The sequence below is a fragment of the Methylobacterium sp. J-068 genome, from assembly GCF_022829445.1.
In the GTDB taxonomy this organism is placed as follows: Bacteria; Pseudomonadota; Alphaproteobacteria; order Rhizobiales; family Beijerinckiaceae; genus Methylobacterium.
The window spans coordinates 124,442-145,239 of sequence record NZ_JAKSXY010000047.1; the positions used below are offsets into that span (position 1 = coordinate 124,442).

The window sequence follows — 20,798 nt, forward strand, 5'->3', positions numbered from 1 at the left end:
GATTTAGCGCATGCCAAGGTCGCTCGCAATCGACATGCGCGCCTCGCTATCGCCACGAACGGCTTTTTGTAGGCTCGCTTTCAAGCCGGCAACGGAAGTCCGGCCTGCACCAGCGCCTCGCCCTGGCGCGCTTCGAGGTCGGCGAGCGAGAACCGGTCGATCTCGGCCTCGAACAACCGATGGTAGTTCAGCTCGGAGCGCAGGTGCAGGAAGACCGCGCCGAGGCCGACCGCGGCCCGATCCATGAACACGAATTCCTGGGGGATCGTCACAGGCCCGCGCGCCTTGAGGGCCTGATGCACCTCGAAAGCCTGGCGCCGCCCGTATTCGCCGGGCTTGACGCCGTCCGCGACGGTCCGCGTCCGGTCCTCGAGGATCGGCCCGTAGATGAAGCGCGCCCAGATGTTGAGGATCTCCACCAGTTCCCTGTTGAGGTTCTTGAAGCCCCAGGTCTCGTAGGCGTGGAGGATGCGGGCCTCGTCGTTGGTCAGCAATCCCCGGTAGAGATCGACGACGCCGCCCACGAAACGCGGGTGGAAGATGCGCACGCAACCGTAATCGAGCAGGTTGATGCCCTGTGCCTCGCCGCCTTCCGAGAATACCGTGTAATTGCCGAGATGCGGATCGCCGTGGATGACGGCGGCCCGACTGAACGGATGCCACCAGGCCTTGAACATCGATTGTGCGAGCCGGTTGCGGATCTCGATGGGCGAGGCGGCGAAATCGAGGATGCGGTCGCCGTCGAGCCAGCCGAGCGTCAGCAGCCGCTTGGTCGACAGATCCTTGTGGATGGCGGGCACCCGCACGGCGTCGATGTCCCGCAAGACGTTGCCGTAGAGCACGCCGTGTTTGGCCTCGCGCTCGTAATCGAGTTCCTCGCGGACCCGCGCGCCGATCTCCTTGGCGATCTCGCGGGTGTCGAGCCAGGTGGATATCCGCCGGTGCAGGGCGAAGGCGACTTCGAGCTGCTTCAGATCGGCTTCCACGGCCGATTGCATGTCCGGATACTGGAGCTTGCAGGCGAGCCGGGTGCCATCGGGGGCCGTGGCGCGGTGGACCTGCCCCAGCGAGGCGGCGGCGGCGGGCTTCAGGTCGAAGCTCTGGAAGCGGCCCTGCCAGTCCGGGCCGAGTTCGGCCATCATCCGGCGCTTGACGAAGGCGGCTCCCATCGGCGGGGCGTCGGCCTGGAGTTTCTGCAGTTCGGTGGCGTATTCGGGCGGCAGCAGGTCCGGCACCGTAGCGAGCAGTTGCGCCACCTTCATGATCGGGCCCTTCAGCCCGCCTAGGGCCTGGGCCAAAGCCGCCGCGTTGCTGGGCGCTTCCTTCCCGCCGAACAGCTTGGCACCGGCCATGCGCGCCGCCACCCCGCCCACATTGGCGCCGACGCGGGCGTAGCGGCTGGCGCGCGCGGAGAAGCGGTTGGCTTCGCGATCGGTATCGGCCATCGGGTGCATCAACTCGGCAGAGAAATGTTCTGTCGACATAAGCGCGCTGCCTCTGCTTGCCAGGGCAGCGGGCTCTTGCGTCGCGGATCGGCGTTCAGGCGTTCGGCCGGTTGTCACGGATCCAGCGCACGAGACCGGATTCGTCGATCTCTCCGGCGGCGAGCCATCGGATCATCACGACGGCCTCGGCTTCCTCGACCAGGAAATCGACGCCGTTCAATCCGAGGACAGCGATCAGCGACAGGAGGGCTGCCCGCGTGTTTCCATCGATGAAGGGATGGTTCTTCGCGATCTCGAAGGCGTAGGCCGCCCTGTTCACCGGCCGTCCCAGGGCCGATTCCAGAGCACTCCTGTCGCGAAGCCGGGCGGGCCTCCGAACAGGCGAAGCCGGCATGCGTGGATCGCCTGAACGAGATCGCCGCTCAGCCAGATGATCTCGCTCTCCACCTCGCTTACTCGGCGAGCTCGCTCAGGCCGCCGCGATAGCTCTTCATCGCACGCTCGGCGATCTCCATGCCCTTCTCGAACGTCGGATCGAGGGGGGAAAGCGCACGAGCCGCCGTCATTCTCCGTGACGGAGAGCCCATCGCCCTGAGACAGATTGAGCTTGCCGAGACATTCCTTCGGAAGGATCAGCCCGGTCGAACTCCCGATCTTATCGACCTCGAGCGTCATCGCGAACCTCTTCCGTTAAACAAAATGTCTACCGGAAGAGGTTCGGCACCAAGCGGTCGTCAGGCTTCCATCGCTTCCAGCTCCGCGATCATCCCCTCGATCATCGAGAGGCCGATCTGCCAGAAGCCGGGATCGCGGGCATCGAGCCCGAAGGGCGCCAGGAGTTCGCCGTAGGGCTTCGCGCCGCCCGCCGAGAGCAGGTCGAAGTAGCGGTCGACGAAGCCGTCCTCCGCCTTGGCGTAGACGCCGTAGAGAGAGTTCACGAGACAATCGCCGAACGCGTAGGCGTAGACGTAGAACGGCGAGTGGATGAAGTGCGGAATGTAGGCCCAGAACGGCTCGTACCCCGCGTCGAGGGTGATCGCGGGACCGAGGCTCTCGGCCTGCACCGACATCCAGAGAGCGTTGATCTGTTCGGCCGTCAACTCGCCCTGGGCCCGGGCGAGGTGGACCTTGCGCTCGAAGGCGTAGAACGCGATCTGGCGCACCACCGTGTTGATCATGTCTTCGACCTTGGCGGCCAGCATCGCACGGCGCTGCGAGACGCTGGAGGTGGCCGCGAGCAGGCGCCGGAAGGTCAGCATCTCGCCGAACACGCTGGCGGTCTCGGCCAACGTCAGCGGCGTGGGTGCCATCAGGGCTCCGTTCGGGCCCGCCAGCACCTGGTGAACGCCGTGGCCGAGTTCGTGCGCCAGGGTCATCACGTCACGCGGCTTGCCCTGGTAATTCACCAGCACGTAGGGGTGGGCCGAAGGCACGGTCGGGTGCGCGAAGGCGCCCGGCGCCTTGCCGGGCCGCGTCGGCGCGTCGATCCAGTTCCGGTCGAAGAAGGTCCGGGCGATGTCCGCCATGCGCGGGGAGAAGGCGCCGTAGGCGTCGAGCACGGTGTCGCGCGCCTCGCTCCACGGGATGGTGCGCTGATCGACCTTCGGCAGGGGCGCGTTCCGGTCCCAGTACGGCAGGGCCTCGACGCCGAACCACTTTGCCTTGAGGAAATAATAGCGATGCGACAGGCGCGGATAGGCGGCCTGCACGGCCTCCACGAGGGCGGCGACCACCTCGGGCTCGACGCGGTTCGACAGGTGGCGGGCATCCGCCACGTCGGCGAAGCCGCGCCAGCGGTCGGAGATCTCCTTGTCCTTGGCCAGCGTGTTGGTGATCAGTGCGAAGGTGCGGAGATTCGCGCGAAAGACCTCGCTGAGCGCGCCGGCCGCCTCCTTGCGCACCGCGCCGTCCGGGTCCTGAAGCTTGTTGAGGGTGGGCTCCAGGGTCAGCGGCTCGCCCTGAACGGGGAAGCGCAGGGACGCGATGGTGCCGTCGAAGAGGCGGTTCCAGGCGGAGCGTCCCGTGACCGACTTCTCGAGGAACAGCTTTTCGGTGCGGTCGTCGAGCTGGAACGGCTTCTCCCGGCGCAGATCCTCGATCCAGGGCGCGTAGTGGGCGAGCGGGCCGCCCGCCATGGCCCGGTCCATGAGATCGTCCGGGATCCGGTTGAGTTCGAGGGCGAAGAACAGGAGGTGGCTCGAGGCCGTAGTCAGCCGCTCCTGGGTGTCGCCGTAGAACTTTTCGCGCTGCCCGTCGGTGGTGTCGCCGGAATAGACGAGGCCGGCGAAGGACATCAGCCGGCCGAGCAGGTCCTCGATCCCCTCATAGGCCGCGACGGCCTCGGCAAGCTCGGCGGAGGCGTCCGCCCCGCCGGCGATGTCCGCGAGGCGGCCGGCGTAGCGCTCCGAGAACCGGGCGCACTCGGCCTCGGCGCGGGCGAGGTCGGCGGTGAAGTCTGGGGAATCGATGCCCGCATAGAGGTCGGTCAGGTCCCATTCGGGCAGGGCGCCGAGATCGGCCGCGCGCGCGGCCGCCCTGGCCGCGCTGGCCCCTTCCGCATTCGCGACGAAGCCCGAACGGCTGGCATGGGCGACGGCTCGGCTCGGCATGATGGTCTGCTTTCCTGGCGACACGGCGGGTGCCATGCGCGCTGATATCGAGCGCCGGACCGGTGCGATCAATCGGGAATGCACCGAATCGTCGGCCCTGGGACGGTTTGTCGGGTTCTTTCCTGGCACCTTACACAGCGCAGGCACGCGCCGAGCGATGACACAGGCACGCGCCCAGCGAAGACGAAGACGCAGGCTCCAAGCGAAAACGGTGATCGTCGTTAAGCGCGGCTTTACGCTCTTCGGCCACCCTGCGGTTCGAAACGAAACAAGCCGGCGATCGAGGCAATCGGGCGACCCCGCGTCTCCGCTCCTCCGCGCCTGCGAACATCGAGGCTGCCCCATGTCGACAACGGTCCTCATCGTCGACGACGATCCCGTGCAGCGCCGCCTCGCCGAGGCCATGGTGCGGCGCCTCGGCTTCGAGGCGAAGGTGGCCGAGAGCGGTGAACAGTGTCTGGGTCTGCTGCGCTCCGGAGACGCGGTCGACGTCGTCCTCCTCGACCTCGTGATGCCGGGCGGCCTGGACGGCCTCGGCGTCATGGCGGAGATGCGCAAGACCGGTCTCGACGTGCCGGTGATCGTGCAGACCTCGAACGGCTCCATCGATGCCGTCGTCACCGCGATGCGCGCGGGCGCCGTGGATTTCGTGGTCAAGCCGGCGGGCGCCGAGCGGCTCCAGGTCTCGATCAAGAACGCCCTTAAGGTCGACCAGTTGGAGGAGGAAGTGCGCCGCATGCGCCGGCGCGCCTCGGGCGCCCTGAGCTTCAAGGATCTCACCTCGCGCAGCCCCGACATGGACCGGGTGATCCGGCTCGCGGAGCGCTCGGCCAAATCGAACATCCCGGTCCTGATCGAGGGCGAATCCGGCGTCGGCAAGGAGGTACTGGCCCGGGCGATCCAGGGCTCCGGTGACCGCCGGGGTAAGGCCTTCGTCACCGTGAATTGCGGCGCAATCCCCGACAACCTCGTCGAATCCACCCTGTTCGGACACGAGAAGGGCGCCTTCACGGGCGCCACGGAGCGCCATGTCGGCAAGTTCGTCGAGGCCTCCGGGGGGACGCTGTTCCTCGACGAGATCGGCGAACTGCCCCTCGACGCGCAGGTGAAGCTGCTGCGCGCCCTGCAGGAAGGCGAGGTCGATCCGGTGGGGGGCAAGCGCAGCGTGCGCGTGGACATCCGCCTGATCTCGGCGACGAACCGCTCCCTCCTCGACCTCGTGAAGCAGGGCCGCTTCCGCGAGGACCTGTACTACCGCCTCAACGTCTTCCCCATGACGCTGCCGCCCCTGCGCGCCCGCCGGGAGGACATCCCGGACCTCGTGCGCTCGTTCTGCGCGCGTTTTGCCGCCGAGGAGGGCAAGAAGGTCCGTGCCATCAGCCCCGAGGCGATGGCGCTCCTCACCCGCTACGGCTGGCCCGGCAACGTGCGGCAACTGGAGAACGCGCTGTTCCGCGCCGTCGTCCTCGCCGACGGAGACGAGCTTACGGTCTCCGAATTCCCGCAGATCGCCGCGCAGGTGGAGGGCTTCGACGTGCGCATCCCGGCGGCACCTGTGCAGCCGATGGTGCAGTCCGGCGCGCCGGAACCCGTGCGCGAGATCGTCCGGGTGGAGGTGCGCGACCCGCACGCCATGAGCCTCGTCACCGAGGAGACCGGCGAGATGAAAACCATGGACGGCCTTGAGGCCGAGATCATCCGCTTCGCGCTGCAATTCTATCGCGGCCGCATGTCGGAGGTCTCGCGCCGCCTCGGAATCGGCCGATCCACCCTCTATCGCAAGCTCAAGGACCTCGGCCTCGACGGGGACGAGAAGTCCGAAGAGGCGGCCTGACCGTTTTCGAGCGCTCGGCGTGTGTGCGATTGCACACGCTCGCGCTCGGCCCGATTATCCTAATGCCGTCGGCCGGCCCGGTCGGTCCCGAGGAGTTGCACCCATGGGCGTTTCGCGCTCCGCCGCCGTCGCGCTGTCGGCCCTGCTGACGGCCGCCACGGCACACGCCCAGACGCCGGATTCCACCGCGACGCCCCCCGTCGTCCGGAACGCGGCGGTCGATCCCGGCGCAACGGTGCCCGACGGCAAGCCGCAAGGAGCGGCGCCGGTCGGGGAAGCGCAGAAGCCCGCGCCCTCGCCGGAGGCACCGGCACCCGCCGCCGAGGCGCCGGCCCCGCCGCCCGTGCCGAGCGATCCGCAATCCGCCGCCGTCGCGGCGCGGCTCTCGGATGCCGCGCCCCTGTTGCCGCGTCTGTCCACCAAGGAGCGCGAGGCGATCCAGGCCTTCTACGCCCTGGGCGCCTTCAAGCCGGTCTGGATCGTCGACGGCGCCTACACGCCGGCGGCGAAATCCGTGGCTGCGCGCCTCGCCGCATCCGGCGAGGACGGCCTCACGGCCTCGGCCTACCCGGTGCCCGTCCTCGGAACCCAGGGCGTGAGCGAGGCGCAGATCGCGGATGCGGAGCTGAAGCTCTCGGCCGCCGTGGTGCTCTACGCGCGGGATGCGCGCGGCGGACGCATCAACCTCGCGGCCCTGTCCCGTCTGATCACGCCGGTCCTCGACATTCCGGCCCCCGACGCCGTGCTCGGCCGCATCGCCTCGGGCGGCAGCGGCGCCGGTGCGCTGCTGCAGGGCTACAACCCGAGCCAGCCCGGCTACCTCGCCCTGAAGGCCCGTCTCGCCACCCTGCGTGGCCACGGCCATACGCCGGAGGCTCCGAGCGTGCAGATCCCGCCCGGCGCGGTGCTGACGCTCGGGATGAGCGATCCGCGCGTCCCCGCCCTGCGAACCCGGTTCGGCCTCGAATCGCGCACGGCCGGCACCCTCGATGCGGCCCCGGGCGACCCGGAGACCTACGATGCCCGCGTGGCCGCCGCCGTCACGAAATTTCAGCGCGGGCGCGGCCTGCCCGCGACCGGCACGCTGACGGCCCAGACCGTCGCGGCCCTGTCCCGTCCCGACAGCCCTGCCCGTACCGACGAGGGCGAGGCCGCGCTGATCGTGAACATGGAGCGCTGGCGCTGGCTGCCCTCCGACCTCGGCCGCGACTACGTCATGGTCAACATCCCGGAATTCCGGGTGCGGGTCGTCCGCGACGGCCGCCAGCGCGACGAGGCCCGCGTCATCGTCGGCAAGACGGAATCGCCGACGCCGATCTTCTCGGGAATGATGGAGTATGCCGTCGTCAATCCGTCCTGGAACGTGCCGCCCTCGATCCTCAAGAACGAGTTCCTGCCGGGCCTCGCCCGTGATCCGAACTACGCGGCACGGCGCGGCTACGAGGTTGTCTACCGCAACGGCAACGTCTCCGTGCGCCAGCCGCCGGGCGAGCGGAACGCCCTCGGCTTCATCAAGTTCATGTTCCCGAACAACCATGCGGTCTACCTGCACGACACCCCGAACCGCAGCCTGTTCTCGTCGGCCCACAGGGCGCTGAGCCATGGCTGCGTGCGCGTCGAGGACCCGTTCCGCTTCGCGGACGCGGTGCTGCCGGATGCCTGGTCGAGCGAGCGGCTGAAGAAGCTGATCGGCAAGGGCGAGCGCCAGATTCGCCTGCCGGAGAAGCTGCCGGTGCATCTCGCCTACTTCACGACGTCGATCGACGAGACCGGCCGCGTCCAGACCCTGCCGGACCTCTACGGCTACGATGCGCGGATGAAGATCGCCCTCGGCCTGAGCCCGGGAAGCCTCCTCGTCGCCAAGGCGCCGGTCAAGGCGCCGGGCGCGAAGCCGGTCACGGCGACGCGCCCCGTCCCGGCCCCCAAGCCGGTGGCCGAAGCGCGGCGCAGGCCGCTGCGGGACGCATATTCCAACGGCGACGGATTGCCGACCCGGACATCCGCGGCCCGCGCGCCGGCGGATTTCGGCGACCCGGATCTCTGGACCCCGCGTCCGGGCCGCACGTCGAACGGCTGGTGGTGAGGCGCTCCGCGATCGAGGCGTCCTTTCGCGGCCAGATACGCACCGCCTCCTCGCACCGTCCCACGTGTGCCGGCGCACGCGCGGCACGATTTCGCCACGGTTGAGACTTAGCCGTTGACGCCTCGAACGGCGAACCGCCGGGACCCGGTAACCCGACGTTTACGGTTTTCGGCAACCTTGCGTTCACCATGATCCGCGCCGCGTGCGCGGGCTGGCAGAGGGTGAGACCACGGTGCTGAAGCGTCTGCCAGTCGGATCATCGTCACCCGGCACCGTGCTCCCGTCATCCGCCACGCGGTTCCGCCGTCTGACCGTCGCCGCCGGCATCGGCCTCGCCCTGCTCGGCGGCACGCGCGGCACGCAGGACGCGGTCGCCAACGGCGACACCCGCACCCTCTCGATCTATCACACCCACACCAAGGAAAGCCTGACCGTCACCTTCAAGCGCGACGGGCGCTACGACCGCGCGGCCCTGGAGCAATTGAACTGGCTGCTGCGCGACTGGCGTGTCGATGAGCCGATCAAGATGGACCCGCGCCTGTTCGACACGGTGTGGGAAGCCTACCGCTCCGTCGGCTCGCAGGAGCCGATCAACGTCGTGTCCGCCTATCGCTCTCCGGGGACCAACGCGATGCTGCGGCGCCGCTCGCGCATGGTGGCCGAGTACAGCCAGCACATGCTGGGCAAGGCGATGGACTTCTACCTGCCCGACGTGTCGATCGACCAGATCCGCGCCATCGGCATGCGGATGCAGCGGGGCGGCGTGGGCTGGTATCCGCGCTCCAACTCGCCCTTCGTCCATCTCGACGTCGGCTCGGTGCGTTCCTGGCCGCGCATGACCCACGATCAGCTCGCCCGGTTGTTCCCGGACGGCAAGACGGTGCATCTCCCCACCGACAACCGCCCCCTGCCCGGCTACGAGTCGGCGCGCGCCGAGATCCTGTCGCGTGGCGGCACCGTGCTCGGCGTGACCGAGGTGGCGCAGATGGACGAGGATGACGGCCCGAGCATCAAGGGCTTCTTCGCCAGCCTGTTCGGCGGCGGCAGCAGCCGCGAGGCGGAACCGCCCGCCCCCATCGCGAAAGCGGCCGCCGGCCGGTCGCGCGCCAAGCCGACGCCGGTCCTGGTCGCGAGCGCGGATGCCGACGACCAGACGGGCACGCGCGCCGCCCTCGCCTACGCCGCGCCTGCCGCCGACGAAACGCTCAAGACCGCGCTTCTGCGCCGGGACGGCCGCGACGCGCAGACCCTCCTCACCGCCGAGACACCGGCATCGACGCCCGCGGTCGAGCCCGCCACGACGATCGCGCTTCCGCTCCCGCCCCGGCGGCCGGCCGAATTCGCCGCCGTGACGGCGGCCCTGACCATGCCCCTGCCCCCGCCCCGCCCGGCGATCCAGGTGGCGAGTCTCGGCACGTCCGGCATGGCGAACCTGCCCGATCCGGCCCCAGCGCCCCGCTCCACGGCCCCGCTCGTGGCCGCCAATGCCGATCCCCGCGCGCAGCTTCGCGCGCTCTTCGCCGCCGCCAGCGCGGATGCGGAACCGGCGAGCCGGGCGGCACCGGTGAAGCTCGCCAACGCCAAGGCGAAGCTCGACGGTGCGCCGGCCGCGATCGTCACGCCGGCATCCGGCATCGCGACGCGCTTCTCGGCCCGCAGCCCGGGCGACGATCTTGCCGCCACGCGCTTCTCCGGGTCGGCCACCCGGGTCGTTCCCGGCACCCGGAACACCACGCCGCCGAGATAAACTCTCCGCGCGCCCGTCGATCCCGATCGCACACGCGAAGCCGAAGCGATCGCGCTCGCCAAGAGCGCCGTCGTTCGCAGGATCGCGGACGCTCGCGCGTCGATCTCCGGCCATGTCGCCGATGGTCGCGCCGACCCCGCCCCTCCGCTGTCATGTCATCCGGAGCGATGCGTTCGGTCGCGGGTTCGAATGCTACTGAAATCCAAGACTATGCAACATCTAATTGCATATCGAGAACTAGATCCGTTCATCGAACGATGCACTTGCGGACAAAAACAAAATCGACCACACGTCTTGGCAAGTCTATCCAGAAACGCCTTTATCAATCGTCATTGAATTAAATCAAAATATAATCTCGGTCATCAACGTCGCGATCTACTTAAATATGTAAAATGGCCGGTTCGCATCAATAGCGTTGGAAAATTCGCATCATCCCCCAAATGGAGTAAGACGCGCATCATTCCACTCGTCACAAGGTCGGGTCGTCTTGGGGCAGGATATGACTGCAACCAGGCTCTGGAAACCGGGATTGCCGGAGCCATGGAGGGAGGCGGTTCGCCATGTTTGCCCTGAGCTTGACCTGCCTTCTCGCCGGACTGGCCCTGGCGGCCGTCGCACGCAGCTACCCCGATCACCGCGCCACCCTCGAATGGGTCTGTGGGACGCTGGTGATCGCCGGCCTCGGCCTGCTCGGATTTGGACTTCGCCTGTTCCGGTAGCGCCGCGCGACGGCGCCGGACCGAGACGCCGCATCCGGGGGCCGATGAATGAACCGGGCGATGCGGCTCCCGGATCGGCCCGCGCGCCGCGCGGGGTCACCGATCCGGCTTCCGGTCCGATGGAGCGAATGCCGGATCAGACCATCCCGAGGGCCTGCATGTAGAGTTCGAGGATCGCTTCCTCTTCCTGGCGCTCGGCATGGTCCTTCTTGCGCAGGGAGATGATCTTGCGCAGGGCCTTGGTGTCGAAGCCGGTGCCCTTGGCCTCGGCGTAGACGTCCTTGATGTCGGAGGCGAGGCCGGCCTTCTCCTCCTCCAACCGCTCGATGCGCTCGATGAAGCTCTTGAGCTGGTCGGCGGCGACGGAGGAGGCGTCGACGGCGGGTGCGGCGGATGCGGCCATGGTCGTCTCAAGTCCCAGAATGCGAGGCGCGGTGCGACGCGCCGGAACCGCCTCGATAAGCCGTCAAGCTTACCGGGACCTTAGTGCGGCTCGGCCGCCGCCTTGGTGAAGGCGGCCTGTTGCTCCGGGGTCGCATCGGACTGGTGCAGGCGCTTCCACTCCGAATAGGGCATGCCGTAGACGGCCTCGCGGCTGTCGTCCTTGCTCATCGGCAGATCCTTGGCGTCGGCCGCGTCCTTCAGCCAGTTCGAGAGGCAGTTCCGGCAGAACCCGGCCATGTTCATGAGGTCGATGTTCTGGACGTCGGTGCGGCTCTGGAGGTGCGCCACGAGGCGGCGGAACACGGCGGCTTCCAGTTCGGTGCGGGTGGCGGCGTCGATCTCGGTCATGATCCTGTCTCCTGTGTCGCCGCCTGAGGTCGGCGCGACGGGGCCTTCCGTCAAGCGTCCCGAGTTCATCGGGCGAGCAGGGCTCATCGGGCGCGCACGATCCGGCATGCCAACCGCCATGCCAAATCCGGTTGCTCCCTTCGTGAGGGCGGATTTGGGGATGGCGGATTCGGGCGTCGCTCGGGCGCTACGCGGGATGAGCGAGACCGCCTCCGCTTCGATCGAGCGGAGACAGGATCAGACGCGGATGGGCAGCATCGGGGTGAGCAGGCGCGCAAATCGCTCCGCCCATTCGGCCTGGCCCGCCTCGCCGACGATGAGGTCCTGCCGGATCTCCACGAGGGCGTTCGGAAGACCGCGCGCCATCGCGTGCCGGTCGATCGTGTCGCCGGGCAGGCCTCCACCATAGGGTTCGTTGTCGCCCACCGTCAGCCCGGCCGGGTCGGCACGCAGCCCCGCGATCATCGGCGCGCTCATGCGATCGTCGCGATCCCAAAGGATTCCGACCTCCCAGGGACGCGGAACCCCACGCCAATACGGAGTGAAGCTGTGGATGGTGACGATGGCGGGACGGACGCCCGTCGCCTCGGCGGCCCCGATCCCCGCATCGACGGCCGCGTCGAAGGGCTCGTAGAATCGCCGGATGCGCTCGGCCTTCCCGGCCTCGTCGATGCGGGCGTTGCCCGGCACCACGGCGCCGTCGGAGAGGCGCATGACCAGGGTCGGATCGGCGCGCCCGCGATTCGGGTCGATGATCAGGCGCGAGAAGTGCGTCAGGATCGCCGGAACGCCGAGATGCGCGGCGAGGCGGCGCGTGACCGCCGCCGCACCGATGTCGTAGGCGATGTGCCGCGTGAACTCGTGCTCGGGCACGCCGAGCTGCGCCAGATCCTCCGGGACGTGGTTCGAGGCATGTTCGCAGATCAGGAGGAGGCCGCCCCCGGGATCGCCCGGAATCGTCTCGACGGGATGCGGTGGGTGCATGGGATCTCGCGCGGTCCGGTTCGGCGTGGAGCGGGATGCAAGGCCCCGGCCGCGTCGGCGGTGATCAAGCGCCAACCTCCGCTTGCCGAGGCGGCGAGCGTCGGGCACAGCACGTATCGCGGATCGCGCCGCGACGGCAACAATCCGGCCCCGCGCCGGAGGCACAACAATCCGGAGGAGAACCGCCGGGCCGCCCTCGCGATCGACAACCGGAATACGGAAACGCCATGACCGACACCGCTTCGCCCGACACCGCCGCGACCGAGACAGCCCGCGCCCTCCTCCTGCACTGCCTCGACGAGGCGATCGCCGCCGCCCATCCGGTGCGCTGCCTCGTGCCGCACCTGCCGGCCCCCGGCCAGGGCCGGCTGATCATCCTCGGCGCCGGCAAAGCCGGCGGCAGCATGGCGGCGGTAGCCAGCCGGTTCTACCGCGAGGAGCACGGCGTCGACCCGAGCCGGATCATCGGGCTCGCGGTGGCCCGCCACGGCTACGGAGAGGAGGCGCCGATGATCCGCATGGTCGAGGCGGGACACCCGGTGCCGGACCAGGCGGGCATCGACGCGACCATCGACGCCCTGAAGATCGCCGCAGATGCGGGTCCGGAGGACGACGTGCTGGTGCTCCTCTCGGGGGGCGGCTCGGCCAACTGGATCGCCCCGGCCGGCGACCTGACGCTCATCGAGAAGCAATCGATCACGAAGGCGCTCCTGCGCTCGGGCGCGCCCATCAACGAGATCAACGCCGTGCGCAAGCACCTGTCGCGGATCAAGGGCGGGCGCCTCGCCATGATGGCGCGCAACGCCCGCTCGATCCTGACCCTGGCGATCTCGGACGTGCCGCACGACGATCCGGCGGTGATCGCTTCCGGACCGACCGTGCCGGACCCCAGCACCCTGGCCGATGCCCGGGAGATCTGCGAGCGGCGCGGCATCCCGCTGCCGGAGACCGCGAGGGCGCTCCTGAACGATCCCGCCAACGAGACCCCGAAGGCGGGCGACCCGGCCTTCGCGCGGTCCGCCTACCACATCATCGCTCGTCCCATCGACGCCCTGGAGGCGGCGGCGGCGGCGGCCCGCCAAGCCGGCTACGAGCCGGTCATGCTCGGTCCCGACGTCGAGGGCGAGGCTCGCGAAGTCGCCGCCGAGCATGCCGGCAAGGCCCTCGAGATGGCGCGGGCCGGTCGCAAGGTCGCGATCATCTCGGGTGGCGAACTCACCGTGACGATTAGGGGCGAGGGCCATGGCGGCCCGAACCAGGAATACGCCCTGGCGCTGGCCATCGCCCTCGACGGCGCGCCGGGCATCCTGGGCATCGCCGCCGACACCGACGGGACCGATGGCGGGCGCGGCGAGGCCACGGACCCCGCCGGCGGCCTCGTCGACCCGACCACGCTGGCCCGCGCCCGCGATGCCGGGCTCGATCCGGCCGCGATGCTGGCCGACAACGATTCGACGAAGTTCTTCGCCACCATCGGCGACCTCGTCCAGCCGGGTCCCACACGCACCAATGTCAACGATTGCCGCATCATCCTTGTCGGTTAGCGGAACGGGCCGGGGCCGAGCCCTCGCGGGCACGGCCCTCGTGATCCTCGCGCTGGTTCCCGGCCCGGCCCGGGCCGACCTGCGCATGTGCAACCAGACCGCCAGCAAGGTCGGGATCTCCCTTGGCTACCGGGACCCACAGGGCTGGGTCACGGAAGGCTGGTGGGACGTGGCGCCGAAAGCCTGCGAGACCCTCCTGAAGGGGTCGCTGGCGGCGCGGTTCTACTACGTGTTCGCGGTGGACTACACGCGCGGGGGCGAGTGGAGCGGCCGCTCGCTGATGTGCACCAAGGACCGCGAGTTCACGATCCGGGGCGTCGAGGATTGCCTCGCGCGCGGCTTCGACCGCAACGGCTTCTACGAGGTCGATACCGGCGAGCAGAAGAGCTGGACGATCCAACTCACGGACCCGAATCAGCCGGCGGCACCCGCTCCCTAGGAGCAGGCGCGCGAAGCCATGCATGGCCGGCATCGCACTCTTCAATTTCGCGCCGCAACATGCGGCTCGCGCGCTTGACGCATCCGGTCACGGAGTGCTTGTGGCGCTCGCTCAACGTCGCTCGCCCGAAAGCGGCGGAGCCGATTCTTGGGGATGGAGACGACAGTGAAACGCTCACGCCGCACGAAGATCATCGCGACGCTCGGCCCGGCTTCCGACACGCCGGAGATGATCGAGACGCTGTTTCGCGCCGGCGCCGACGTCTTCCGGCTCAACATGAGCCACCTGCCCCGCGAGAAGCTGCCCGAGAAGATCGAGGTCATCCGCACCATCGAGCGGGAACTGAAGCATCCGATCGCGATCCTCGTCGACCTTCAGGGACCGAAGCTGCGGGTTGCCGCCTTCGCCGAGGGCGCCGCGATCCTGGAGAACGGCGCGACCTTCGTTCTCGACAGCGATCCGACGCCGGGCGACGTCTCGCGCGTCTTCCTGCCCCATCCGGAGATCCTCTCGGCCCTGGAGCCGGGCCATTGCGTGATCATCGACGACGGAAAGCTGCGCCTCACCGTGACGGAGGTGTCCGAGGGACGTGCGGTGACGCGGGTCGAGGTCGGCGGCCGCATCTCGAATCGCAAGGGCGTGTCTCTGCCCGACACCGTGATTCCCGTGGCGGCGATGACCGAGAAGGACCGTGGCGACCTGGAGGCCGGTCTCGCGGCCGGGGCCGACTGGATCGCCGTCTCCTTCGTGCAGCGTCCCGAGGACGTCGCCGAGGTGAAGAAGGTCGCGGCCGGCCGCGCCCTGATCATGGCCAAGATCGAGAAGCCGCAGGCGCTGACCCGCCTCGACGAGATCATCGAGATCTCGGACGGGCTGATGGTGGCGCGCGGCGACCTCGGCGTGGAGATGCCGCTGGAACAGGTTCCGGGCGTGCAGAAGCGCATCACCCGCGCCTCGCGCCGCATGGGCAAGCCGGTCGTCGTCGCGACGCAGATGCTCGAATCGATGATCACCGCCCCGGTGCCGACCCGCGCCGAGGTCTCGGACGTGGCGACCGCCGTCTACGAGGGCGCGGATGCCGTCATGCTCTCGGCCGAGAGCGCGTCGGGCGCGTTCCCCGTCGAGGCCATCAGCATGATGAGCCGGATCGCCGAGCAGGTGGAGCGCGACGCGCTCTACTGGACGATCCTCACCGCGCAGCGCTCCGAGCCGGACGCGACCGCCTCGGACGCGATCGCGGCGGCCGCGCACCAGATGGTCGATGCCCTGAACCTCACCGCCGTGATGGCCTGGACCCATTCGGGCTCCACCGCCCTGCGGCTCGCGCGCTCACGGCCGAACGCGACGATCATCGCACTGACGCCGAAGCGGGAGACGGCCCGGCGCCTCGCCCTGTGCTGGGGCACGCACCCCATCGTCACGAAGGACGCCAGCGACGTCGACGACATGGCCTTCCGGGCGGCGAAGTTCGCGGTGCGCGAAAACTTCGCCGAGATCGGTGGCCGGATCATCGTGGTGGCGGGCGTGCCCTTCGGGACGCCGGGCGCGACCAACCTCGTGCGTATCGCCTTCGTGACGCGCGAGCACGCCGCCAAGGCCTGACGGGAAGCCTGATACTGGTTCCGGTTGCCCCCTTCGGGACGATCAGACGCGACGGGCTCCCTCTCCTGGAAGGAGAGGGAGCCCGCGAGCCACAACGTCACCGAACTGATCAAGCCGAAACAGTCTGACATGAGCTTGGGCCAAGCCTCGGATCTGGATCCCCTCGGATCATGGATCCGGGGCGTGGCTCAGCGCGCTGGTGCGGGCTCGTTGAGGCCGATCACGGCGTCGACCACCGCGTCCGTCGCGACGCTGTGGACCATGTGGCCGATCCCCGGAAGCACCACGAGGCGGGCGCCCGGAATGCGCTCGGCCAGGGGCCTGGCATGCCGCGCGGCCGGCACGATGCCGTCGCGGTCGCCGGTGACGATGGTGGTCGGCACGGTGATCCCGGCATAGCGCGGGCTCTGCGCCTCGAGCGCCGCCGGCAGGCCGACGAGGTCCTGCACGTTCGCCAGCATCGTTCCGGGCCGCAGCACGAGGGCGGCGCGACTGGCCTCGAGGTAATCGGCCGGCGCGTCCTGCGGCTTGAAGACGGATTGTCCGACGCGGGGCAGGTAGTAGAGCCCCACCGGCGTCGCCACGGTCCGGCTCAGGAGCCAGGTCACCGAAGGCGTCAAGGCGAGGCGATAGTACCAGGGGATCGGCCCGATATCGGGCAGCGGCATCACCGCCGGCGCCACGAGGACGAGGCCCGCCACCACCGCCGGGTGATCCAGCGCGAGGGCGGTCGCGAGCGCACCTGCCCAGGAATGGCCGACGATCGTCGCGGGCCCGGTGCCGAGCACCGTCAACGCCTCCGCGATGGCATCGGCCTGCGCCTTCGGCGTCGCCATCGCGCCACCCGTGAGACGGTCGCTCCAGCCGAAGCCCGGCCGGTCGAAGGCGATCACCCGGAAGCCCTCGCTCGCGAGGCGCCGGCCGAGTTCCGCCATCGGGTCGGCGGCGTTGGCGGACGCCCCGTGCAGGAGCACCACGGTGCCACGGGTCGAGGGGTTCGGGCCGGCCTGGATCGTCGCGAGGCGGCCACCCGAGACGGCAACGAACGGACCGGCCGGTGGATAGCGGGCTTCGATGCGCGCCGTGATGAGAAGCGTGACGCCGGCCGCGACCAGCGCCAGGACGATGCCCCCGCCGAGGAGCCACAGGACGAGCTTGAGGAGGAGCATCGGCGCTAGAGGTCGCGACCGTCGACATCCGGGGCAAGGCGATCGATCGCCGATTGGAGGTGGTCCATGCGCGGGTAGATCGCGGCCGCGCGCCGGAAAGCTTCGAGCGCCCGGCGCTTGTCCTCCGTGCTCAGGTAGATCCGCCCGAGGGCCGCCCAAGCCTCGTAGTGTCGGGGCTCCAGCACCAGGGTGCGCTGCAGGTCCGAGATGGCCGCGGCGGAATCCGCGAGTTTCCAGAACAGGGTGGCGCGCCGGTTCCAACCCTCGGACCATCCGGGCTCGAGCGTGGTGGCGCGATCCATCAGTTCGACCGCCAGGGGGATGTCCTGGCCGGACATCGCCTGTCGCGCCCGCTCGGTCAGCAGGTCGGCCGTGGCGCTTCCCGAGCGGCCGAGCCTCTGCTCGATGAGCCTGGCGATGCCCTTGGCCTCCGCATCGTCTCCGGCGGCCTTCAGGCGCGCGAACAGGTCGTCGAGGCTGAGCGGTTGTTTCTTCTCCGCCTTCGGAGGGGCAGGTGCCGGCGCGGCGAATGCGGGCGGCGTCAGGAAAACGCAGAAAGCCGCGACGAGCGCGGCTTTCAGGCAGGATCGGTTCGGAAGCGGGCTCGACATCGGGTGAGCTTCCTCGTCCCGCGTCGCGCCGTCAACATGCGCACTCGCCGCGCCCCTCCGGATACGCTCCAGGAGGCGTGCGGCGCGCGCCTCAGCCCTGACGAGCCTTGAAGCGCTTCTGCGTCTTGTTGATGATGTAGACGCGGCCCTTGCGGCGCACGATCTGGTTGTCGCGGTGACGGCCACGGAGGGACTTGAGGGAGTTGCGAATCTTCATCGGTCTCACGTCGGCCGGGTCTTGAGCCCGCCGCCTGTCCATAGAGTCTCAGGAACGAGGCACCTGACGGCGGCCTCGGCGATGTGTCGATGCATCGCGGAAAGGCGGTTGCCTTATCAGGATTCGCGGGACCAAGGCAAGGCTTGAAGGCGTGTTCCTCGCCGAACGGCCATCGCGTCGTCGCTGATCCGTCCAGCGGACGAGACGCGAAAGTCCGGCAAGGGCATCGACGATGGCGCGATCGATCGCGCGCAGCGCCAGCGGAACCGCGACCCCCCACCCCGGGAGGTCTTGTCGCATTCACCTCAGCGCGCGTTCGATCGCTTCACGCGCAGGACAGCCCGTATTCCTGCCGGATCGGGCTTCGAGACCAGACGTCATCGCGGTCGGCCGCGCATCATCGATAAAGGACGGAATAAAATTTCCGTGATCCCCGCATGCTGACGGCTGTCCACTCGAAGCAATCTTGTTTTCCGCGACAGCATTGGCCGGCTTCCTGACGTCACGGCGCCCGTGCTGCGTTTGGTATGTCTCCGTAAACTGTTGCGTGTCACAACTTACCGGCACCTTCAATGCACGGAGACCCGATCGGTGACGGCGGAACTGGAGCAGTCGACACCAGGAAGTATCGTCGAGCGCCGCGAGGAGCGGAGTCCGACGAATTGGATCGCGACCATCCGTCTTCGCGATGGGACCGAGATCCCCTGCACCGTGAAGGATGTTTCAAAATCCGGCGCGAAGATCGGTGTCACTGCAAAACAATCCCTGCCGCCCGTCTTCATGCTGAGAATCATCGGTCGCGACTTCCTCTGCCTCGTACGCCTCGCCTGGCGACGGGGCGATTATGCCGGGGTTCGCATCGAACGGGTGGGCAAGGTGCCGAGCGCGGCCAAGACGACGGACGCTTTTTCGTCCGGCGACGAGAGATCGGTCGAGAGCGGCGGCATCGGTGTACCGTCGCGAAAACGGGGCATTTCCGCATTCTGAAGCCGGGCGACGCGCTCAGGCTCGCAGGAGGTCCCAGCCGTCACCGATGCCCTTTAACAGGCCTTGATGCGCGTGACGCATCGAGGCCTGCCCGCGCGACCGCGCGGCGGCGCGCATCCGCCGAACCCCGGTGAGACCGAGCATTACGAGGGGATCAAACGAAAACCCCCGCCCTGCCGGAGCAGAGCGGGGGTTTTTCATGCCGACGACCTGAGAGTTCGGTCGAAAGTCAGGCGGCGCTGCGGTTGCGGGCTTCGCGCTTCGTGTCGACGCCGGAGGCTTTGATCTCGGACAGCTTCTGGGCGACGTTGCGCGAGAACACGAACTCGGCCGGACGCTGGTTCTCCAGGCTGACCTCGGGAGCCATCTCGCCCTCGGTCTTGATGCCACGGATGGCGTGGATCAGCGGCTTCCAGGGCTTCTTGACGGAATCGACCACCGAGGACGCCTCGTAGCCCGAATGGACCATGCAGTCGGCGCACTTTTCGTAGTTGCCGGTGCCGTAGGAATCCCAGTCGGTCTCCTCCATCAGCTCCTTGAAGGTGGCGGCATAACCCTCACCCAGCAGGTAGCAGGGCTTCTGCCAGCCGAACACCGTCCGGGTCGGGTTGCCCCACGGGGTGCAATGGTAGGTCTGGTTGCCGGCCAGGAAGTCCAGGAACAGGCCGGACTGCTGGAAGGTCCACTTCTCGCGACCCTTCTCCTTGCCGTGGCGGAACACGCCGCGGAACAGGTCCTTCGTCGCCTTGCGGTTGAGGAAGTGCTTCTGGTCGGGCGCGCGCTCGTAGGCGTAGCCGGGCGACACGGTGATGCCATCGATGCCCATCTTCGTCACGCTGTCGAAGAAGTCGGCGATCTTGTCGGCGGACGAGTTGTTGAAAAAGGTGCAGTTGATGGTGACGCGGAAGCCCATTTCCTTGGCCTTCGCGATGGCCGCGACCGCCTTGTCGTAGACGCCGCGCTGGCACACCGACTGGTCGTGCATCTCCTTGTCGCCATCGAGATGGATCGACCAGGTGAAGTACGGGCTCGGCTTGTACTCCTTGATCTTCTTTTCGAGGAGCAGGGCGTTCGTGCAGACGATGGCGAACTTCTTCTGGGCGATGATGCCCTCGACGATCTGCGGCAGGTCCTTGTGCAGGAGCGGCTCGCCGCCGGCGATCACCACCACGGGTGCGCCGCACTCGCGGACGGATTCCAGCGCGTCCGCGACGGGCAGGCGCTTGTTCAGGATTTCATCCGGATAGTCGATCTTCCCGCAGCCGGCGCAGGCCAGATTGCAGCGGAACAGCGGCTCCATCATCATCACGAGCGGGTAGCGCTTGCGACCGGTGAGGTGCTGCTTCAGGATGTAGCCGCCAATCTTCGCGACGTACCGGATGGGAATGCCCAAGACGCGGCTCCTTGTTGTTGGCCCCGATGTATCGGGCTGCTTAGCGTGAAAAAAGGCCGAATTCCAGCGAGGTAGCTTGGAACCAATCTGAAACGGTTCGAAATGCGCCGGTTCACGGAACTTCGCGAACCCCTGGGGCAATCCGGCCACAGACCCCGTCGCGTCTCCGTGAGACACGGCGTGCTCGGGCCCGACCTATCCCAGGTGAAAGCGCATTTTCCTATTCACCGGCTGCATGCCGGAGCTGCAGCTTGACCGTAAGAAAACCGTCGGCTCGTGCTTGGAGACGGGAATTTTGGCTTTGTTGCGGTGCGCAATCACACGTTCGGCCGAACCGATCCACATTCGGGCCGTTCGCGTTGCAATCAGGGCCTCGTGCCGATAGGTGGCGGGCCGTGATCGCCTGTATGCGGGTCGGCGGATGATTCGTGGCACGGTGTCCGGCGCGTCACGAACCCTGTCGCGCGGCCCCGCTCCGGGGGCCGGATTCGTGATTTGCGGCAACTGGTGGTAACCGGCGGCATTCGACAGATCGATTCCCGCCACGCGGCCATCCCCGGCAGCGGCGCCCATCCCCAGAGCGGCGCGGCGGGAAACGGATCGCTCAAGCAGGTAGGACACTC

Annotated in this window: 18 protein-coding genes and 1 pseudogene; 8 read left to right on the top strand and 11 right to left on the bottom strand. The window is 68.4% G+C overall.

Translation table 11 applies throughout. The annotated features are described in order from the left end of the window. Window positions 1-80: 80 nt before the first annotated feature. From MKK54_RS04930 to MKK54_RS04945, 3 genes and pseudogenes are all read right to left on the bottom strand, one after another. Window positions 81-1,445: an ABC1 kinase family protein gene (locus MKK54_RS04930; protein ID WP_244009572.1), complete on the bottom strand. Its 1,365-nt coding sequence runs from the start codon at window positions 1,443-1,445 to the stop codon at window positions 81-83. 94 nt (window positions 1,446-1,539) lie between these two features. Next, a pseudogene (locus tag MKK54_RS04935) lies at window positions 1,540-1,892 on the bottom strand (type II toxin-antitoxin system death-on-curing family toxin). A gap of 287 nt (window positions 1,893-2,179) precedes the next feature. Continuing rightward, the gene (locus MKK54_RS04945; protein WP_244009573.1) at window positions 2,180-4,054 is read right to left on the bottom strand and encodes a M3 family oligoendopeptidase; all 1,875 of its coding nucleotides are present in this window, start codon (window positions 4,052-4,054) and stop codon (window positions 2,180-2,182) included. 343 nt (window positions 4,055-4,397) lie between these two features. Here MKK54_RS04945 and MKK54_RS04950 point away from each other — a divergent pair, with 343 nt between their 5' ends. The 4 genes from MKK54_RS04950 to MKK54_RS04965 all read left to right on the top strand — a co-directional run bounded on the left by MKK54_RS04950 (window position 4,398) and on the right by MKK54_RS04965 (window position 10,437). Next, window positions 4,398-5,888, top strand: coding sequence for a sigma-54-dependent transcriptional regulator (locus tag MKK54_RS04950; RefSeq protein ID WP_244009574.1), 1,491 nt, complete (start codon window positions 4,398-4,400; stop codon window positions 5,886-5,888). Between the two features lie 103 nt (window positions 5,889-5,991). Further along, window positions 5,992-7,971, top strand: a complete 1,980-nt coding sequence (locus MKK54_RS04955; RefSeq protein ID WP_244009575.1) for a murein L,D-transpeptidase — start codon at window positions 5,992-5,994, stop codon at window positions 7,969-7,971. A 232-nt stretch (window positions 7,972-8,203) separates the two neighbouring features. Continuing rightward, window positions 8,204-9,718, top strand: a complete 1,515-nt coding sequence (locus MKK54_RS04960; protein WP_409564129.1) for a DUF882 domain-containing protein — start codon at window positions 8,204-8,206, stop codon at window positions 9,716-9,718. Between the two features lie 560 nt (window positions 9,719-10,278). Further along, entirely contained in the window at window positions 10,279-10,437 is a 159-nt protein-coding gene (locus tag MKK54_RS04965; RefSeq protein WP_244009576.1) for a hypothetical protein, read from the top strand. A gap of 136 nt (window positions 10,438-10,573) precedes the next feature. Here MKK54_RS04965 and MKK54_RS04970 read toward each other — a convergent pair whose 3' ends face one another. From MKK54_RS04970 to MKK54_RS04980, 3 genes are all read right to left on the bottom strand, one after another. Further along, window positions 10,574-10,840, bottom strand: a complete 267-nt coding sequence (locus tag MKK54_RS04970; protein WP_056180857.1) for a DUF2312 domain-containing protein — start codon at window positions 10,838-10,840, stop codon at window positions 10,574-10,576. A gap of 80 nt (window positions 10,841-10,920) precedes the next feature. After that, window positions 10,921-11,229, bottom strand: coding sequence for a DUF1244 domain-containing protein (locus MKK54_RS04975; protein ID WP_244009578.1), 309 nt, complete (start codon window positions 11,227-11,229; stop codon window positions 10,921-10,923). A 237-nt stretch (window positions 11,230-11,466) separates the two neighbouring features. Then, window positions 11,467-12,213 carry an N-formylglutamate amidohydrolase gene (locus tag MKK54_RS04980; protein ID WP_244009579.1) on the bottom strand — a complete coding sequence of 249 codons (747 nt, stop codon included), beginning with the start codon at window positions 12,211-12,213 and terminating at the stop codon, window positions 11,467-11,469. A 227-nt stretch (window positions 12,214-12,440) separates the two neighbouring features. On the opposite strand from MKK54_RS04980, the gene MKK54_RS04985 reads away from it, so the two are divergent. From MKK54_RS04985 to pyk, 3 genes are all read left to right on the top strand, one after another. Continuing rightward, on the top strand, window positions 12,441-13,757 hold the full coding sequence (locus MKK54_RS04985) for a glycerate kinase (RefSeq protein ID WP_244009580.1): 1,317 nt from the start codon (window positions 12,441-12,443) through the stop codon (window positions 13,755-13,757). Then, complete coding sequence (locus MKK54_RS04990) at window positions 13,723-14,196, top strand: DUF1036 domain-containing protein (protein WP_279597167.1); 474 nt, start codon at window positions 13,723-13,725, stop codon at window positions 14,194-14,196. The genes MKK54_RS04985 and MKK54_RS04990 overlap by 35 nt, the downstream gene beginning before the upstream one ends. A 165-nt stretch (window positions 14,197-14,361) precedes the next feature. Beyond that, a complete protein-coding gene (gene pyk, locus MKK54_RS04995; RefSeq protein ID WP_244009581.1) occupies window positions 14,362-15,798 on the top strand; it encodes a pyruvate kinase in 1,437 nt (478 codons plus the stop codon). Window positions 15,799-15,986: 188 nt separating this feature from the next. Here the strand turns inward: pyk and MKK54_RS05000 are convergent, their stop codons facing one another. The 3 genes from MKK54_RS05000 to ykgO all read right to left on the bottom strand — a co-directional run bounded on the left by MKK54_RS05000 (window position 15,987) and on the right by ykgO (window position 17,795). Next, on the bottom strand, window positions 15,987-16,967 hold the full coding sequence (locus tag MKK54_RS05000) for an alpha/beta fold hydrolase (RefSeq protein ID WP_244009582.1): 981 nt from the start codon (window positions 16,965-16,967) through the stop codon (window positions 15,987-15,989). A 5-nt stretch (window positions 16,968-16,972) separates the two neighbouring features. Further along, window positions 16,973-17,578: a tetratricopeptide repeat protein gene (locus MKK54_RS05005; protein WP_244009584.1), complete on the bottom strand. Its 606-nt coding sequence runs from the start codon at window positions 17,576-17,578 to the stop codon at window positions 16,973-16,975. A 91-nt stretch (window positions 17,579-17,669) separates the two neighbouring features. Further along, window positions 17,670-17,795 (bottom strand): type B 50S ribosomal protein L36, encoded by a 126-nt coding sequence (ykgO, locus tag MKK54_RS05010; RefSeq protein WP_055886195.1) that lies wholly within the window; start codon window positions 17,793-17,795, stop codon window positions 17,670-17,672. 591 nt (window positions 17,796-18,386) lie between these two features. Here ykgO and MKK54_RS05015 point away from each other — a divergent pair. Next, entirely contained in the window at window positions 18,387-18,782 is a 396-nt protein-coding gene (locus MKK54_RS05015; protein WP_244009585.1) for a PilZ domain-containing protein, read from the top strand. A 229-nt stretch (window positions 18,783-19,011) separates the two neighbouring features. Here the strand turns inward: MKK54_RS05015 and hpnH are convergent, their stop codons facing one another. Together hpnH and MKK54_RS05025 are read right to left on the bottom strand one after the other, a co-directional pair. Next, window positions 19,012-20,175, bottom strand: coding sequence for an adenosyl-hopene transferase HpnH (hpnH, locus tag MKK54_RS05020; RefSeq protein ID WP_244009586.1), 1,164 nt, complete (start codon window positions 20,173-20,175; stop codon window positions 19,012-19,014). A gap of 195 nt (window positions 20,176-20,370) precedes the next feature. Then, window positions 20,371-20,796, bottom strand: a complete 426-nt coding sequence (locus MKK54_RS05025) for a hypothetical protein (RefSeq protein WP_244009587.1) — start codon at window positions 20,794-20,796, stop codon at window positions 20,371-20,373. Window positions 20,797-20,798 lie beyond the last annotated feature (2 nt).

Coding starts and splice junctions, on each gene's coding strand:
- MKK54_RS04930 (WP_244009572.1), bottom strand. CDS start 1,445: ATGGCCGATACCGATCGCGAAGCCAACCGCTTCTCCGCGCGCGCCAGC.
- MKK54_RS04945 (WP_244009573.1), bottom strand. CDS start 4,054: ATGCCGAGCCGAGCCGTCGCCCATGCCAGCCGTTCGGGCTTCGTCGCG.
- MKK54_RS04950 (WP_244009574.1), top strand. CDS start 4,398: ATGTCGACAACGGTCCTCATCGTCGACGACGATCCCGTGCAGCGCCGC.
- MKK54_RS04955 (WP_244009575.1), top strand. CDS start 5,992: ATGGGCGTTTCGCGCTCCGCCGCCGTCGCGCTGTCGGCCCTGCTGACG.
- MKK54_RS04965 (WP_244009576.1), top strand. CDS start 10,279: ATGTTTGCCCTGAGCTTGACCTGCCTTCTCGCCGGACTGGCCCTGGCG.
- MKK54_RS04970 (WP_056180857.1), bottom strand. CDS start 10,840: ATGGCCGCATCCGCCGCACCCGCCGTCGACGCCTCCTCCGTCGCCGCC.
- MKK54_RS04975 (WP_244009578.1), bottom strand. CDS start 11,229: ATGACCGAGATCGACGCCGCCACCCGCACCGAACTGGAAGCCGCCGTG.
- MKK54_RS04980 (WP_244009579.1), bottom strand. CDS start 12,213: ATGCACCCACCGCATCCCGTCGAGACGATTCCGGGCGATCCCGGGGGC.
- MKK54_RS04985 (WP_244009580.1), top strand. CDS start 12,441: ATGACCGACACCGCTTCGCCCGACACCGCCGCGACCGAGACAGCCCGC.
- MKK54_RS04990 (WP_279597167.1), top strand. CDS start 13,723: ATGTCAACGATTGCCGCATCATCCTTGTCGGTTAGCGGAACGGGCCGG.
- MKK54_RS05000 (WP_244009582.1), bottom strand. CDS start 16,967: ATGCTCCTCCTCAAGCTCGTCCTGTGGCTCCTCGGCGGGGGCATCGTC.
- MKK54_RS05005 (WP_244009584.1), bottom strand. CDS start 17,578: ATGTCGAGCCCGCTTCCGAACCGATCCTGCCTGAAAGCCGCGCTCGTC.
- ykgO (WP_055886195.1), bottom strand. CDS start 17,795: ATGAAGATTCGCAACTCCCTCAAGTCCCTCCGTGGCCGTCACCGCGAC.